At 71.2% G+C, this 15,197-nt stretch carries 13 protein-coding genes; 8 read left to right on the forward strand and 5 right to left on the reverse strand.

The window, feature by feature from the left end; translation table 11 throughout:
• Positions 1–336 precede the first annotated feature (336 nt).
• The 8 genes from rdgB (at position 337) to atpG (ending at position 6,932) form a co-directional block, all read left to right on the forward strand.
• Positions 337–930: an RdgB/HAM1 family non-canonical purine NTP pyrophosphatase gene (gene rdgB, locus ACOOHE_RS04740; RefSeq protein WP_420456651.1), complete on the forward strand. Its 594-nt coding sequence runs from the start codon at positions 337–339 to the stop codon at positions 928–930.
• Between the two features lie 158 nt (positions 931–1,088).
• Positions 1,089–1,397, forward strand: coding sequence for an ATP synthase subunit I (locus tag ACOOHE_RS04745; protein WP_420456652.1), 309 nt, complete (start codon positions 1,089–1,091; stop codon positions 1,395–1,397).
• Positions 1,398–1,402: 5 nt separating this feature from the next.
• Positions 1,403–2,698: a F0F1 ATP synthase subunit A gene (gene atpB, locus ACOOHE_RS04750; RefSeq protein ID WP_420456653.1), complete on the forward strand. Its 1,296-nt coding sequence runs from the start codon at positions 1,403–1,405 to the stop codon at positions 2,696–2,698.
• A 76-nt stretch (positions 2,699–2,774) separates the two neighbouring features.
• On the forward strand, positions 2,775–3,002 hold the full coding sequence (atpE, locus tag ACOOHE_RS04755; RefSeq protein ID WP_420456654.1) for an ATP synthase F0 subunit C: 228 nt from the start codon (positions 2,775–2,777) through the stop codon (positions 3,000–3,002).
• A 111-nt stretch (positions 3,003–3,113) separates the two neighbouring features.
• Complete coding sequence (atpF, locus tag ACOOHE_RS04760; RefSeq protein ID WP_420456655.1) at positions 3,114–3,626, forward strand: F0F1 ATP synthase subunit B; 513 nt, start codon at positions 3,114–3,116, stop codon at positions 3,624–3,626.
• Between the two features lie 73 nt (positions 3,627–3,699).
• Positions 3,700–4,251 (forward strand): ATP synthase F1 subunit delta, encoded by a 552-nt coding sequence (atpH, locus tag ACOOHE_RS04765; RefSeq protein WP_420456656.1) that lies wholly within the window; start codon positions 3,700–3,702, stop codon positions 4,249–4,251.
• 85 nt (positions 4,252–4,336) lie between these two features.
• The gene (gene atpA, locus ACOOHE_RS04770) at positions 4,337–5,929 is read left to right on the forward strand and encodes a F0F1 ATP synthase subunit alpha (RefSeq protein WP_420456657.1); all 1,593 of its coding nucleotides are present in this window, start codon (positions 4,337–4,339) and stop codon (positions 5,927–5,929) included.
• A gap of 79 nt (positions 5,930–6,008) precedes the next feature.
• On the forward strand, positions 6,009–6,932 hold the full coding sequence (gene atpG / locus ACOOHE_RS04775) for an ATP synthase F1 subunit gamma (protein WP_420456658.1): 924 nt from the start codon (positions 6,009–6,011) through the stop codon (positions 6,930–6,932).
• Positions 6,933–7,374: 442 nt separating this feature from the next.
• Here atpG and ACOOHE_RS04780 read toward each other — a convergent pair whose 3' ends face one another.
• The 5 genes from ACOOHE_RS04780 to ACOOHE_RS04800 all read right to left on the reverse strand — a co-directional run bounded on the left by ACOOHE_RS04780 (position 7,375) and on the right by ACOOHE_RS04800 (position 14,397).
• Positions 7,375–7,812 carry a hypothetical protein gene (locus ACOOHE_RS04780; RefSeq protein WP_420456659.1) on the reverse strand — a complete coding sequence of 146 codons (438 nt, stop codon included), beginning with the start codon at positions 7,810–7,812 and terminating at the stop codon, positions 7,375–7,377.
• The gene (locus tag ACOOHE_RS04785) at positions 7,809–8,336 is read right to left on the reverse strand and encodes a hypothetical protein (RefSeq protein WP_420456660.1); all 528 of its coding nucleotides are present in this window, start codon (positions 8,334–8,336) and stop codon (positions 7,809–7,811) included. Before ACOOHE_RS04785 ends, ACOOHE_RS04780 begins: the two co-directional genes overlap by 4 nt.
• Positions 8,333–8,953, reverse strand: a complete 621-nt coding sequence (locus ACOOHE_RS04790; RefSeq protein WP_420456661.1) for a ParA family protein — start codon at positions 8,951–8,953, stop codon at positions 8,333–8,335. Before ACOOHE_RS04790 ends, ACOOHE_RS04785 begins: the two co-directional genes overlap by 4 nt.
• Positions 8,950–12,315, reverse strand: coding sequence for a type ISP restriction/modification enzyme (locus ACOOHE_RS04795; RefSeq protein WP_420456662.1), 3,366 nt, complete (start codon positions 12,313–12,315; stop codon positions 8,950–8,952). The genes ACOOHE_RS04790 and ACOOHE_RS04795 overlap by 4 nt, the downstream gene beginning before the upstream one ends.
• A gap of 210 nt (positions 12,316–12,525) precedes the next feature.
• Complete coding sequence (locus tag ACOOHE_RS04800; RefSeq protein WP_420456663.1) at positions 12,526–14,397, reverse strand: T9SS type A sorting domain-containing protein; 1,872 nt, start codon at positions 14,395–14,397, stop codon at positions 12,526–12,528.
• Positions 14,398–15,197 lie beyond the last annotated feature (800 nt).

The raw sequence follows: 15,197 nt of genomic DNA on the forward strand, positions 1-15,197 counted from the left end.
TAGGGGGCCGGCTCGGGTCTACCAAGCGCGCACGGGCGAGGATCGGTGAAAACGGCGGGGAGGCTCGCTCCGCTCGCGGGAAGTGGCTCGCTGGCGCTTGCGGAACTGGGAACGGGCAGAGGAGGGTGGCCCGGAGAGACGAGCCGCGAGCCGGCCACCCAGCCTCCCCGTACGGACACGACTCGTCGTGTCCCTGCCGAGTGCGATGTCACCGGCGGACACGATGAATCGTGTCCCTACCAGAGGGCTCGCTCTCTCGACGCTGGCGGAGCGGCGCCGGTGGCCGGAGATTCCACCCGTCCACCCGTCCACCCGTCCACCCGTCCACCCGTCCCGATGCGCCTCGTTCTCGCCACCCGCAACCTTGGGAAGGTCGCCGAGCTTCGGGCTCGCCTGGCCGGGCTGGGCGTCGACCTCGTGTCGGCCGCCGACCTGGACGCGCCCGCAATCGAGGAGGACGCCGACACGCTGCGCGGCAACGCCGAGAAAAAGGCGCGCTCGCTGTGGGCCCACGCCGGCCTCCCATCGCTCGCCGACGACACGGGCCTGGAGGTCGATGCGCTGGACGGCGCCCCGGGCGTCCGCTCGGCGCGGTTCGCCGGACCCGACGCCGACGACGAGGCCAACCGCCGCCGGCTCCTGGCCGACCTCGCCGGGGCGCAGGGCCGGACCGCCCGATTCCGCACCGTCCTCGTCTACATCGACGAGGACGGGACGCGCACGTTCGACGGCGTGTGCGAGGGTCTCATTGCGACCGAGGAGGAGGGCACGGGCGGGTTCGGCTACGACTCGCTGTTCCGACCGGCCGACGGCGACGGGCGGACGTTCGCCCAGATGACGACGGCCGAGAAGAACCGGATCAGCCACCGAGGGCGCGCGCTCGACGCCTTCGCCAGGTGGCTGGCGGAGTCGGGCGGCTCGGCCCGCTGAACGACGGGCGAGCGCGCCGGCGAATCGGCCCGGACGGGGCCGCTTTGTGCTCTCTTCACCCCCGGGGCGCCGGTCTTCACCCGGCCTTGGGGGAGCCCCTGGGGGAGGCGGACTAGCTTCTGAGCCCTGACCGCCCCCGCCCGGCCCTCGTCCCCCCGATGACCGTCTCTGCCAGCCTGATGCTCGGCGCCCTCGTGGGCGCGGTCAACGCGGTGGGGGCGGCGTGGACGGCCCACCGGGCGACGGCCGGCGAGCCCGGCCGCGCGCTGAACTTGGTGCTCGGCGGGATGGTCGTCCGGATGGTCCTGATCCTGGGCGCCGTGGCGCTGGTGCTGGCGCTGCTCCCGGTCCACCGGGGCGCGTTCGTCGGCGGCCTCGGGCTCCTCTTCGTCGGCGGGCTCCTCGCGGAGATCGCCATCGCCCTCGGCCGGGCCCCCGGCTCCTCCCGGCCCCCGGCCGACGCCTAGCCCCGATGCGACCCGCCCTCCGCCTCGTCCTGCTCCTGTCGGTCGTCGTCGCCGGCTCGGCCCCCGCCGCGGCGGCCGGCGAGGACGAGGAGTTCAACGCCGTCCACCACACGTCCGACGGGAACTACCTCGACTTCTCGCCGATGGGCAAGGTCGAGCTCCCGCGGCTGTTCGTCGTCCGCCGCGACGGCCGGCTCGGGTTCGACGTGTTCGGGTCCTCGACGGCGGCCGTCGCCTCGGGCCGCTACGCGATCGAGGGGCACGGCCAGGGCGGACACGCCGAGGGCGACGTGCACGCGGCCGGCGCGGAGAACGCCGGCGAGCCGGCGGCCCCCGAGCGCCTGGACGACGAGCTCCTGACGGTCGAGGAGCTGGAGGAGGCGAATGCCGAGGAGGTCCTGGGCGAGCAGATCGAGGCCGAGGCGCCCTACGACGCGCACCTGGTGGCCACCGACGGCGAGGTCGTCCTCGACCTCTCGATCACGCGGCACCTGGTGTTCGCCGTCCTGTGCATGGGCCTCCTGTTCCTGCTGTTCCTCCCGGTCGCCGGGCGCTACAAGAAGGGCGTCGGGCGGACGAGCGCGCCGCGCGGGCTGGTCCAGAACCTGCTCGAGACGCTGGTGATCTACATCCGGGACGAGGTGGCCAAGCCGAACCTCGGCGCCAAGTACGAGCGGTACCTCCCGTACCTGCTGACGGTGTTCTTCTTCATCCTGGCGTGCAACCTGATCGGGCTCGTCCCCTTCGGGGCTACGGCGACGGCCAACATCACGGTCACGGCCGTGCTGGCGATCCTGACGTTCGTCGTGACCCAGTTCGCGGGGACGAAGGACTACTGGGCCCACATCTTCAACCCGCCCGGCATCCCGCTCATCGTCAAGCCCATCCTGATCCCGATCGAGATCCTGGGCCTGTTCACCAAGCCGTTCGCCCTCGCGGTCCGGCTCTTCGCCAACATGACGGCGGGGCACCTGGTGATCCTCAACTTGATCGGGCTCATCTTCATCGTGGGCGGGATGAGCGCGACGGCCGGCTACCTCACGTCGATCCCGGCGCTCCTGCTGACGCTGTTCGTGTACTGCCTGGAGCTGCTGGTGGCCTTTATCCAGGCCTACGTGTTCACGATCCTGTCGGCCCTGTTCATCGGGATGGCGACGGCCGAGCACGAGCACGACCACGACCACGCCGAGGACCACGGCGTCACGGCCCACGACCTCGCCGTGTCGCAGTCGAACGGCCAGGCGGTCCACAAGCAGCACGACCGGACGGTCGGCACCGAGGCCGCGCTCTCGCCGGCCTGACGATTCCCGCGGCCCCGGTCGCACTCCCGGGCGCTCGCGCCCTCTCTCTGACAACCTCACCCACCCCGTTTCTGTCATGGATCCCTTCTCGCTCGGTTACCTCGGCGCCGGTCTCGGCGCTGGCCTCGCCGTCCTCGGCGCCGGTCTCGGCATCGGCCGCCTCGCCGCCTCCGCCCTCGAGGGCTCGGCCCGCCAGCCCGAGGCCTCCGGCGACATCCGGACCACGATGATCATCGCCGCCGCCCTCATCGAGGGGGCCGCCTTCTTCGGCCTGATCGTCTGCATCCTGATGGCGATCAAGTAACGGCGGGCCCCGCTGTGTGACCGCCCGGGACGACCCCGCCCGCCCCGGCGACTCTGCCGGGGCGGGCCGTCCCGACCCTCCCTCTGACTGGCCCCGCGCCCTGTCCCTCCGATGGTGTTTCCCGTCCTCGCTGCGTCCCTGCTGTCCCCGAACCTGGGGCTGGCCGTCTGGATGCTGATCGCCTTCGGGCTGTTCTACTTCGTCCTGAGCAAGTTCGCCTTCCCGGCCATGCTGGGCGGGCTGAAGGAGCGCGAGGAGACCATCGAGGCGTCGATGACGCGCGCCGAGCGCGCCCTCGCCGAGGCCAAGCAGCTCCAGGCCGACAACGAGTCGGCCCGGCGCGACGCCGAGCGCCAGGCCCAGTCGATCCTGGCCGAGGCCCGGACTGAGGCCGACCGCCAGCGCGAGGCGGCCAAGACCGACCTCCGCACGGAGCTCGCCGCCGAGCGCGACCGGGCCGCCGCCGAGATCGACCGCCAGAAGCAGCAGGCGCTCTCCGAGCTCCGCGCCGAAGTCGCCGCCCTGGCCGTCGGCGCCGCCGAGAAGATCTTGCGCAAGGAGATCGACGCGACCGAGCAGCGCGGCCTCGTCGACCAGTTCATCGCCGACCTGCCCCAGAACTAGCCGTCAGCGATGAGCCGTGAGCGGTGAGTGCTCACGGCTCACGGCTCACGGCTCACGGCTCACCGCTTCCCTAATGGACCCCGTCGCCCGCCGCTACGCCCAGGCCCTCACCGAGGAGGCCCAGTCCACGGGCGCCCTCGACGTGTCCGACGCCGACGTGGCCCTGATCGCGGGGACGCTCGACGGCTCGCGCGACTTGCGGTTGGCGCTGACGAGCCCGGTCATCTCCCACGACAAAAAGCTGGCGATCCTGGAGCGCCTGTTCGAGGGGAAGGTCACCGACTTGACGCTCCGGTTCCTGCGGCTGCTCGTGAGCAAGGAGCGCGACGGCCAGATCCCGGCCATCCTCGACGCGTACCGCCAGCTCCGCGACGAGCGGACCGGGACGGTCGAGGCCCAGATCCGCACGGCGGCCCCGTTGTCGCCCGACGAGGCCGAGCGGCTCAAGGCGGCCCTCGAAGCCCGCTCGGGCTCGACCGTCCGCATGGACCTCCGCGTCGACCCGTCGCTGATCGGCGGGCTCGTCGTCCGCCTAGGCGACGTGGTCTACGACCGCTCCGTCAAGCACCAGCTCGAAACGTTGCGCGGCCAGCTCGCCGAGCGCGCCGCCATCTCGCTGAACTGACTCTGTTCGTGATGCGTGAGGGCCCGGCCCGATGCGCCCTCGCTCACGACGACCCTTCACGCATCACTCTTCACGCACCAACACGATGGCAACTGCGATCCGCCCCGACGAAGTGACCGGCGTGCTCCGCGAGGAGCTCGGCAACTTTAGCTCCGAGACCGACACCTACGAGGTCGGCACCGTGCTCCAGGTGGGCGACGGGATCGCCCGGCTCTACGGGCTGTCGAAGGTCCAGGCCGGCGAGCTCATCGAGTTCCCCGCGTCCGGCGTGACCGGGATGGTCCTCAACCTCGAAGAGGACAACGTGGGCGCGGTGCTGTTCGCCGGGGCCAACAAGGTCAAGGAGGGCGACGAGGCCCGCCGCTCGGGCCGGATCGCGTCGATCAAGGTGGGCGAGGGGATGCTGGGCCGCGTCGTGGACCCGCTGGGCAACCCGCTCGACGGCAAGGGCCCCATCGGGGGCGAGCTGTTCGAGATGCCGATCGAGCGGAAGGCGCCGGGTGTCATCTATCGCGAGCCGGTGACCGAGCCGTTGCAGACGGGCATCAAGGCCATCGACGCGATGGTGCCGATCGGTCGCGGCCAGCGCGAGCTCGTCATCGGCGACCGCCAGACGGGCAAGACGGCCGTCCTGATCGACACGATCCTGTCGCAGAAGCGGACGCACGAGGCCGGCGACAAGCCGGTCTACTGCATCTACGTCGCCATCGGCCAGAAGGCGTCGACGGTCGCCACGTTGCAGGCGGCGCTCGAGCGCTACGGGGCGATGGAGTTCACCGTCATCGTGAACGCGCCGGCCTCGGCCCCGGCGCCGTTGCAGTTTATCGCCCCGTTCGCGGGCGCCTGCATCGGCGAGTTTTTCCGCGACACGGGCCGCCACGCGCTCTGCATCTACGACGACCTGTCGAAGCAGGCCGTCGCCTACCGCGAGGTGTCGCTGCTGCTCCGCCGCCCGCCGGGCCGCGAGGCCTACCCCGGCGACGTGTTCTACCTCCACAGCCGGCTGCTGGAGCGCGCGGCCAAGATCACGGCCGACGACACGATTGCCCGCGACATGAACGACCTGCCGGAGTCGCTCCAGGGCAAGGTCCAGGGCGGCGGCTCGCTGACGGCGCTCCCGGTGATCGAGACCCAGGCCGGCGACGTCTCGGCCTACATCCCGACGAACGTGATCTCGATCACGGACGGCCAGATCTTCCTCGAGTCCAACCTGTTCAACGCGGGCGTCCGACCGGCCATCAACGTCGGCATCTCGGTCTCGCGCGTGGGCGGCAACGCCCAGATCAAGGCGATGAAGAAGGTCTCGGGCACGCTCCGCCTTGACCTCGCCCAGTACCGCAACCTCGAGGCGTTCGCCAAGTTCGGCTCCGACCTCGACCCGGCCACGCAGCGCCAGCTCAACCGCGGCGCTCGGCTCGTCGAGGTGCTGAAGCAGGGCCAGTACGAGCCGGTCCCGGTCGCCGAGCAGGTCGCCATCATCTACGTGGCCGGCAAGGGGCTCATCGACGACGTCCCGGTCGAGCAGGTCCGCGCCTTCGAGAAGGACTTCCGCGAGGCCCTCCGCCTCAAGCACGCCGACGCGCTCGCGTCGGTCGCCGCGACGGGCGGGCTCACCGACCAAGCGACGGCCGCCTTCGAGCAGGAGGCCGCCGACCTCAGCGCCCGCTACGCGGGCTAGGGCATGGGGCGCGAGGCATGGGGCATGAGGCCTCGGCCGGTGCCCCGACGCCCGCCCCTCGCCTCTTCCCTCTTGCCTCATGGCCTCTCTCCGCGACATCCGCAGCCGGATCGGCTCGGTCCAGAACACGCAGCAGATCACGCGCGCCATGAAGATGGTGGCCGCGGCGAAGCTCCGGAAGGCGCAGGAGCGGATCTTTACGGCGCGGCCCTATGCGTTCAAGATCCGCGAGATGATCGGCCACTTGCGCCAGCGGCTCGACGTGGCCTCGCACCCGCTGTTCGAGGCGCGCGAGGAGATCGGCGGGGCCCTCGTCATCGTCGTCACGAGCGACCGCGGGCTGGCCGGCGCGTTCAACGCGAACCTGCTCAAGGTGGCCGAGGCGACGATCGCCGAGCGGTTCCAGGCCCAGCGCGACGCCGGCACGCTCAGGATCGTCGGCGTGGGGCGGAAGGCGCACGAGTACTTCGGCAAGCGCGGGTTCGAGATGGTGGGCGACTACCAGGGTGTGTTCAACGACCTCCGCTTTCCGCTCGCGGGCGAGATCGTGGACCTCGCCGTCGAGGGGTTCATGGCCGGCGAGTGGGACGTGGTCGAGGTGGTCTACAACGAGTTCAAGAACACGATCACCCAGAACCGCGTGGCCGAGCAGTTGCTGCCGATCCCGGCCGAGACGTTCTTCACGCCCGTCATGGAGGACGCCGCCGACCTCGACACGGCGACCGACGAGGCCGGCGACGTCGAGTACCTGTTCGAGCCCTCAGCCGAGGTGCTGCTGGAGCGGCTCATCCCGGAGTACCTCCAGTACCAGTTGTGGCGCGCGCTCCTGGAGTCGAACGCGAGCGAGCAGGGCGCCCGGATGGTCGCCATGGACAACGCGACGACGAACGCGGGCGAGCTCCTGAAGGACCTCAAGCTGACCTACAACCGGGTCCGCCAGGCGGCGATCACGACCGAGATCATCGAGATCTCGTCCGGCGCCGACGCGCTCGCGGCCCAGTAGCGCCCACCCGACCGCCTCGTCCGATCCCGAAGCCGGGGGTGCGCTGTCGCCTCCGGCTTCTTCTTGACCCGCGACACCGGAGACGGCACCTTGTGCTCGCTCTCTATGTTTTGAGTCATTCACGCGCTGGCGCTGACGAGGGGAGGCTTTCACCGTTCGGCTCCTCCCTCTCATGCCGTCATTCCCGCGGAGGCGGGACCGCGAAGCGAAGGCGCTAGCCAATCCAGGGCGTCAGGGCCCATCGGCGCTCGGCACTCTAGATCCCCGCCTCCGCGGGGACGACGGGGCGGGGGTCGGGAAACGGCGTCCTCTGTGAAAGCCTCCCCCTATCAGCGCGAACGCGGGGGTCCAGGACGAGCAGGCTGGGTGCTTCCCACGCTCTGGATCCCCGCCTCCGCGGGAAGGACTCGGTGGGGGGAGGCACAAACCCAGAGACAGCGCCTTACGGGGCGAGGTCGGATCGGAGGGCGTCGAACGCTGCCGTTTCGGCGAGCACGTCTTGGAGCCGGAGCAAGTGGACGGACGGAGAGAGCTCGGCTCCCGCCAGCGTGTCGAGGACTTCGGCCTCGAACCGGGGGGCGTAGCCGGCGAACGCGGACACGACGAGCCCCAACGTCGCGCGCGTCTTGATGAGGACGGCGACGAACTCGCGGGCGTCCTTGACGCCCAGGGGCTTCGCGCTGAGCCGACAGAAGAACAGGGCGCGGACGGAGTCCCACTCCAACCACCCGTCGATGCCGCCGTCGGCGCCCGCGGCCCCGGGGTTGAACCCGAGGCGCTCGGCGAGGGACCGCCCGTAGGCTTGCTTGACGGTGACGTCGGTCCGGGCGACCCCCTGCGCGACACGGCGGGCCTGGAAAAGGTCGAGCGGGCTCGTCACGCCGCCTTCCATACGTTCAGGCCCGTCTGGAGCAGGATCGACTTGGCCTGGGGGTGCTCGGCCTTGCGGAGGATGCGGAGGGTCGCGGCCGTCGGGTGGAGGGTCACGGTCCCGGCGGCGGCCGACGGCTGGCGGCGGAGCTTCGAGGCGGCGTCGTCCAGCGTGGTCCCGTTCATCTGGAGCGCTTCCCATCCCGCGGCGATGGCGCGGTTCAGGATCGTCTGGCGGTCCAGCCGAGTCTGCGCCTCGATCTTCTCCAGCCGCTTTTTGTGCGCGCTCCGGACCGAGACTCTGAGCGGAGCGGCGGCCTTCGCGGCGTGGGCCTTCCCGGCGCCCCGGTCCCACAGGTCGGCGTAGCGCTCGTCCTGGGCCGGGAGCCGCGACCGGAGCCGCTCGCGCTCGGCCTTCGTCGTGCGTGTGGAGGTGGTCTTGCGCCGAGTCCGCGCGGCGCTCTTCGCGGTCGCTGACGTGCGCGCCTTGTCGGACGTCTTCCCGTTGCTCGATCCGGAGGGCGGTCGGCTCATGGGTCGGTCAGCGCGTCGTACTCGGCTCGGAGGGCCGTGCAGGTGGGGAAGTCCCAGACGGGGCGGCGCTCCTCGAACGAGCGCTCGGCCTCGTCGGGAACGTACGACACCGGATCGGCGACGACGTAGGACCCGGCGGGGAAGGCCGCCAGCGCCGCGTCGATCTCGGCCGGGTCCACCCCGATGGGGACGACGCGGACCTCGGCCGTCGTCTCGCGGACGAGCGCGTTCACGACGGCCGGGAGGTCGCGGAGCGCCCCGGTGTGCGGCTTCGTGCAGAGCAGGACGAGGTCAGGCGGGAGCGTCGTCGCCACGCGCGCCATGCGCTCGAAGTCGGCCGAGAGGTCCACGACCACGTGGTCCGCGCCGACCTGCTTCGGGAGCCGGCGGAGCCGCGAGTTCTCGGCGTGGGCCACCCAGAGCGCGCCCGCCGCCGGCACCGCGACCGGCCCGTCCTCGGCAGCGGCTGGCGGAACGCCAAAAAAAGCGCAGCTGTGAGCCTGCGTGTCCCCGTCGATGACGAGGACCGACCCGTCGTCGAGGAGCGTGAGCGCGACGTGGACGGCCGTCGTGGACTTCCCGACGCCGCCCTTGTGGTGGTAGCAGAGGACGGTCATGCGTCGGCGGGGTCGTCGTCCCACCCGAACGCGGCGCTGGCGGCGGCGTCGGCGGCGTCGAGGAGCGCGGGCGTGGCGGCGAGGGCCTCGACGGTTTTGCGGTAGTGCTCGCGGTCCTCGCGCGTGAGCGTGTGGCCGGCCCTCCGCCGGTCGTCGAGCCACTTTCTGAGGACCTGCGAGCCGCCGATGCCAAACGTCCACGCGGCCTCGGGGACGCCGCTGAAGGGCTGCTCGGGGTTGATGAACACCCGGCCTTCTTCCGTTGTCGTCCCGTCCGGTGCCTCCTCGTCGGGCGGGACGTAGACCGGGAAGCCCGTCTCGACGGCGTGGGACCCGGCGACGGGGTAGTCCACGCCCGCGCCGGTGACGTCGCGGAGGAGGTGGAGGCCGGTGAGCTGGCGGCCGACGTCGGCGAGCGCGCGGAACGCTCGGGCGGAGGGCGGGAGCAGGACGCGCGGGAACTCGGAGCGGAGGAAGCCGGCGTAGCGGTCGCGGTAGGACGGCGCGTGGAACAGGCCATAGATATAATGGAGCACGTCCTCCGGCGCGATCAACTCGGGCTCCACCATTTGAGGACTCGTCGGGCGGACCTCGACGTGGACCACGCTTTGGGATGGAGCGACCGCGAGCCCGGTCGCCTCGGCGAGCGCGTCGAGGAAGGCCGGCTCGAGGTTCGGCCGCCGCTCCGGCTCGTCGTTCGAGAACAGCTCGCCCTCGCCCGACGTGACGTACGTGTAGAGCGGGAAGAGGTAGTTGATGTCGTAGGTCGCCAGCGCCTTGTGCCGGATGACGGCGTCGGTGACGAGGCAGGTCCAGTCGTCTCGCGTCTGGCGGGTCGTGACGAGGCCGAGGTTGGAACCGGCCAGCATGTGTTGCTGTGCGTCGTCTCGGGGTCTTGACGCGAAGCCGTTCGAGCGGCCCGTGTAGTAGGTCCAGCGTCGGTCGAACGGGGAGTGAAGCACAGGCGCCAGTCGGTCGCGGTCCGGCCCGTCCCGGCGTACGTCCGCTTGAGCTTGCTCCACGGCCCAGCTCGTCGAGTCCTCGCCGAGATTGAACTCGGTCCGGGCCTCCTCGGGCGGGAGCGCGGCGAACCGCTGGACCGTGTCCCACGCGGCCTCCCGGTCGAAGTGGATCGTGAGCGCGTCGCGGGCCGTCACCATCCCCACGCTCTCGATCTTCGTCACGTCGGGGAGCGGCCACCCGGCGTCCCACTCCTCGCGGAGCGTCTCGTCTTGGGGGCGGAACGGGAGGAACGGGGCCGGCGGGTCGAGCGGGGCCCAGTCGGTCGTCGTCACGTCGTGGGCGTCGAGCCAGTCGTACTTCTCGTGGCGCGTGCCCCAGAGGTCGGCGTGGAGGACTCGGCCCGGCGTGCCCGCGTCGCCCTCGCCCGTCTTGACGAAGAGGCTGATCGAGACGCCCTCGGTGATGTCGAACACGTTGTGGTCTGGGTCGCCGTCGGGCGTCCGCTCCCCCTTCTTGGCGTTGCCGTGGAGGTCGAGGACGTAGAGCCGGTCGAAGGTCCGGAGCAGGCTCTCGCGCACCCCGCGGAACGTGGGGCTGTCGAGGAAGCTGTGGCTCGTGATGTAGGCGAGGACGCCGGAGCCCGTCCGCGCGATCCGGTCCTCGGCGAACCGGACGAACTTGACGTAGTCGTTGTGGAGCCACTTTGGGTTCGCTTCGCCGAGCGGCCGGCCCTCGACGAAGAAGTACTCCCGGACGAGGGCGCCGGCGGCCGTCGGCTGCTTCCGCGTGCCGTCGCGGGCGGCGGTCCGCATCACCGGCGAGGCCCGCCCGGCCCGCCACTCCCAGTCGGCGACGTACGCCGAGCCTTTTTTGACCGGCACCTCGCGCTCGCTCGGGTTCAGCGACTCGCCCTTGTACGGCGGGTTGCCGAGCACGACCATGACCGGCGCCTCGCGCTTGACGCGGTTCGCGGCCTCGGCCTCCTCTTTCACGAAGTGCCCGAACAGGACGTGGGGCTCGCCCGCGTCCTCCAGCGTGTTCGTGAGGTAGACGCCGAGCCGGTCGCCGCCCTCGAACTCGTAGCCCGTCTCGCGGAGCCGGAGCCCCAGCTTCATGTGGGCGATGGTGTACGGGGCCATCAAGAGCTCGAACCCGTAGAGGCGCGGGAGCAGTTCGTCGCGGACGTACTCGGGCCAGTCGCCGGCGGGCACGGCGCCGCGCTCGTGGATCCGGTCGAGGACGCGGGCGAGGAACGTGCCGGTGCCCGTCGCCGGGTCGAGGATCTGGACGCGGTGCGGCCGGTCGGGGTCGCCGTCGATCCGGGCCGTCGAGGCCAGGCCGTCGGCCAGGCCGAAGTCGCGCTCCAGAATCCGGTCCACGCTCCGCACGAGGTAGCCGACGACGGGCTCGGGCGTGTAGAACACGCCGCGCTCGACCTTGAGGCCGGGGTCATAGCGGCGGAGGAACGTCTCGTAGAAGTGGACGACGGGGTCCTCCTGCCGCGTCCGCTTCCCGAAGTCCCGGAGCACCGCCGCCATGTCGGTCCGCCGGAGCATCGCCGCCAGCTCGTCCACGAGCCACCGCACGCGGGGGTCGAGGTCCGGCCCGGTAGCCTCGTAGAAGAACCGTTTGAGGAACGGGTTCGTTGGCGGGAGGGCGTCGGCCGCCGTCCGGCGGGTGAACGTAGTCGCCGCCGGGTCGGTCGCGCGAGCGGCGAACAGGCCGTAGGCGAACGTCTGGGCGTACATGTCGGCAAAGTCGCCGGGCGACATCCCGGGCCGGAGCACGTCGCGAAACCCCTCGAACTGGCCGTGGAGGAACCCGCCGGCCGGCTCGGCGGCGTAGGCCCGCTCGACCTCCTGGCGGAGCAGCTGCGCGCGGTCGGCCATCCGCTGCGCCAGCTCCTCGGCGCTCGCGGCGACCGGCGCGTCGAGCTGGAAAAACGCCCGCAAAAGCGTGTCGAGCGCGGCGTCGGCGCCCGGGCGAGGCGCGAGTGTCTTTCCGGACACGTCGGCGAGCGTCACCGCCTCGCCGCGCTCCTCGCCGTTCACAAACCAGCGGAACGTGAGACCATCAGTGAGGATGAGGTTCTGGAGCGCCGCCCGGTAGCGGTCGAGCTGGTCAGTCGCGAGGACGGCGTCGAGGTCGGCCCCGACCTTTTTGGCTTCGACGTAGCCGATGGGGAGGTCGCCGTCGAGGACGACGAAGTCGGGCGCGTTGCCACCCCGCTGCTTCGGCTCGTTCGTGGCCGTCACAGAGTGGCCGAGCGAGGCGACGCCCGCCGCTTCGAGCAGGGCCTTTTGCGCCGGGCGGTGCGTGTGCTCCGTCGCGTTCCCGGGGCGCAGGTCGTCCTCGATCCGTGTGAGGTAGGCTGCGACGTACGGAATCTGAGCAGGCATCGGAAGGCGACCGTGAAGCGCTCCAACCTACTTCCGGCGGGCGACCTGCAACCGCGTTCGACAGGCGGCCATCACGACCGAGATCATCGAGATCTCGTCCGGCGCCGACGCGCTCGCGGCCCAGTAGCGCCCACCGACCCGGCTCAACACACGACCGCCCCCTCTCGCTGGGATGAGAGGGGGCGGTTTGGTGGAGAGAGCAAGCGTCCGTCAGCGAGCGACCGTGAACCGCTGCGACTGGACCCGGCCCTCGACCTCCAACCGGACGACGTAGACGCCCGCCGGGAGCCCCGCTGTCGGCACCGTCGCGGTGTGCGAGCCGGCCGGCCGCACGCCTTGCGCCGCAACGGCCACCTCACGCCCGAGCACGTCGACGACGGACAGCCGGACCGACGCCGAGACGCCGAGGTCGAACGCGACCGTCGCCACGTCGGCCACAGGGTTCGGATAGACCGACCGCAGCGCCGTGCCGTCGCTCGCGCGGCGGTTCTCGCTCGCCGTGCCGCCCATGTTCGTGAGCAGCCAGACCTTGCCCGTGTTGGACTGGAACAGGTTGATCCCCGGCTCGAGCACGCCCAGGTCGACGATCGCGAGCTGGTCGCCCATGAACGCCGCCATAACCGGCTTGTTGAACGCCTCGGGCACGAAGAGCTCCTCGGGCGTGTCGCCGTCGTTGACCACGAAGTCGACCTCCTCGCCCGTCTCGCGGTCGATCCGGGAGACCTTGTAGCCGGTAAACGCGAACGCGCCCGTCTGGGGCGAGAACGAGCCCGACTCGGTCACGAACAGGTCGCCGGGGAACCCGAACGCGGCGCTCGTCGACGGCGAGAACCCGGTGACGGAGACGAACTGGCCGACGGCCGTGAACGCGGGCTCGACCGTGAGCCCGTCGCGGAAGGCGTCGGCGAAGACCGGCGACGGGCAGTCCTCCTCGTCGAGCACAGGCGACATGCAGAACCGGTCGTCGCCGACGCTCAGCACCTCGTCGGTCTGGGGGTCGTGGAAAAAGTCGGGCCACCCGAAAAACTCGACGTCGCCGCCGACGGTGAGGACGAACATGTCGTCCTGGTCGCCCGCGATGGGCCGCGTCCCGCGGATCACGAAGGTCTCCGGGTCGAGCGGGTCGTTGGGGTCGCCGGGCTGGCCGCGGATGTCGGACCCGTTGTTCGAGACGAACAGCCGCGTCGGGTCCTGGGCGTCGAACGCCAGGCCGAACGGGTTGCGGAAGCCCCACGCCTCGAGCCGAAGCGTGCTCGCGGCGTCGTCCGCGTCGGGGTCGAACGAGTAAACGGAGGCCGTGCCGATGATCATCCCGTCTTGGGGGGCGTCGGGCGTCGCGGCCGGGACCACGAAGCCGGCGTCGATGGGACCCGACCCGAACGGGCGGTACGGCGCCGTGACGTCGTCGCCCTCGGGGTCGGCGAAGAACGGGACGACGGTCGTGAACTCGTCGCCGTCGAGCGTGATCTCGACCGGGGCGATCTCGCGGAACTCGGGCGCGTCCGCGACCCAGTCGTTGTCGGCCCCGACGACGCCCGAGTTGGTGGCCGAGCCCTGGCCGAAGTAGGCCCGCCCATCGGCCCCGAACACGACGGCGTTGGTCGCGTGGTCGCCGACCGACGGGAGGTTCGTGAGGACGGTCTCGAACGTGGCCACCGGGTCGTCGGGGTCGAAGCGGGAGATCGCGCCGACCTTCCACCCGTTCGCGCCGACCTGGCGGTGGGAGAGCCACAGCATCCCGTCGCGCCACGTCACGTCGGTGAACGGCGGGAGGACCATCCCGTCGGGGAACATGCCCGGGGTCAGGATGGCGAGGGCCGTGCCCGCCGTGTCGGCCGCGAACGTGACCTCCTTGACGGTGGGCGGGACGCCGGGGAACCCGGCCTCGCTCACCCAGGCCCGCCCGTCGCCGAACGTGATGCCGCTGGGGTAGTTGAGCCCGCCGACGCCGAGGCGGAGGTTGTAGCCTGATTCGACGAGCGTGCCCGGGACGTCGTCGTCGGGGACGAGGGTTTGGGCCGAGAGCGGGCTCGTGCCGAGGACGAGGAGCGCGGCGACAAGAGCGCGCGTGACATGAGTCATGATCGTGGAGGGGGAGGGGATGAAAGCGCGGACGCCCGACGCGATGGCGGGGCCACTCGGGAGACTAAGCAGCAGGGTCTCGTTCTCCCTCGCACACTTCTAACGCATCTCTAAACATTGGGCGCTCCCCGGCCCTTTCAGGAAAGGGACTACGGGGGGCTGGGACTCTTCTCGCCTCCGTGCCCCGCTGTCGCCCCCAGCCGAGGCCGTCGAGCGACGAGGCCGTATCGTCCGGGACCTCGCGCCGACAGACATGGGATAGCGGACGACCCGGTGGGCCTGGTCATGTTTCTGGCCCTCGTCGCCTTGGTGGGGACGGTGCCGGTCTCGCTCGCTGTGCTGTGGGCGTACCGCAAGGCCGTCCGGCGCGGGATGAAGCGGTCGGGTCACGGCGACCTCCGCCCGCCTCCGCTCGACGATCCCACCGTGCCGTGCCCGTCGCCCCGGATCGAGCGGGCGCGGGGCGCCCCCACGTCAGAGCTCCCGCCGAGCTACGCCCGCGCCGTCGCGATGCCGCGCCGCATCGCTGCCGCGTACGCCGTCGCCGGGCTCGCGCACGCGGCCGTGGCGACGGCGCTCGTCTTCGGCGTCAACGGCCTGGAGGTGCGTCCGCTCCGCGCGCTCGTGGTCGGGTCCGTGCTCGCGTGGCCGGTCGCGCTGACCGTCATGACGGTGTGCTCGTCGACCTCCGGGGCTTCGCGCCGCGCAACCGGGGACCCAGTACGAGCTCCGCCTGCTCCTGAGCACCGTCCCGGTCGGCCGTCTGGTCTTCGTCACCGACGCGACGTCGGACGCGGCGG

The sequence above is a fragment of the Rubrivirga sp. genome, from assembly GCF_965213695.1.
Taxonomy (GTDB): Bacteria; Bacteroidota; Rhodothermia; order Rhodothermales; family Rubricoccaceae; genus Rubrivirga.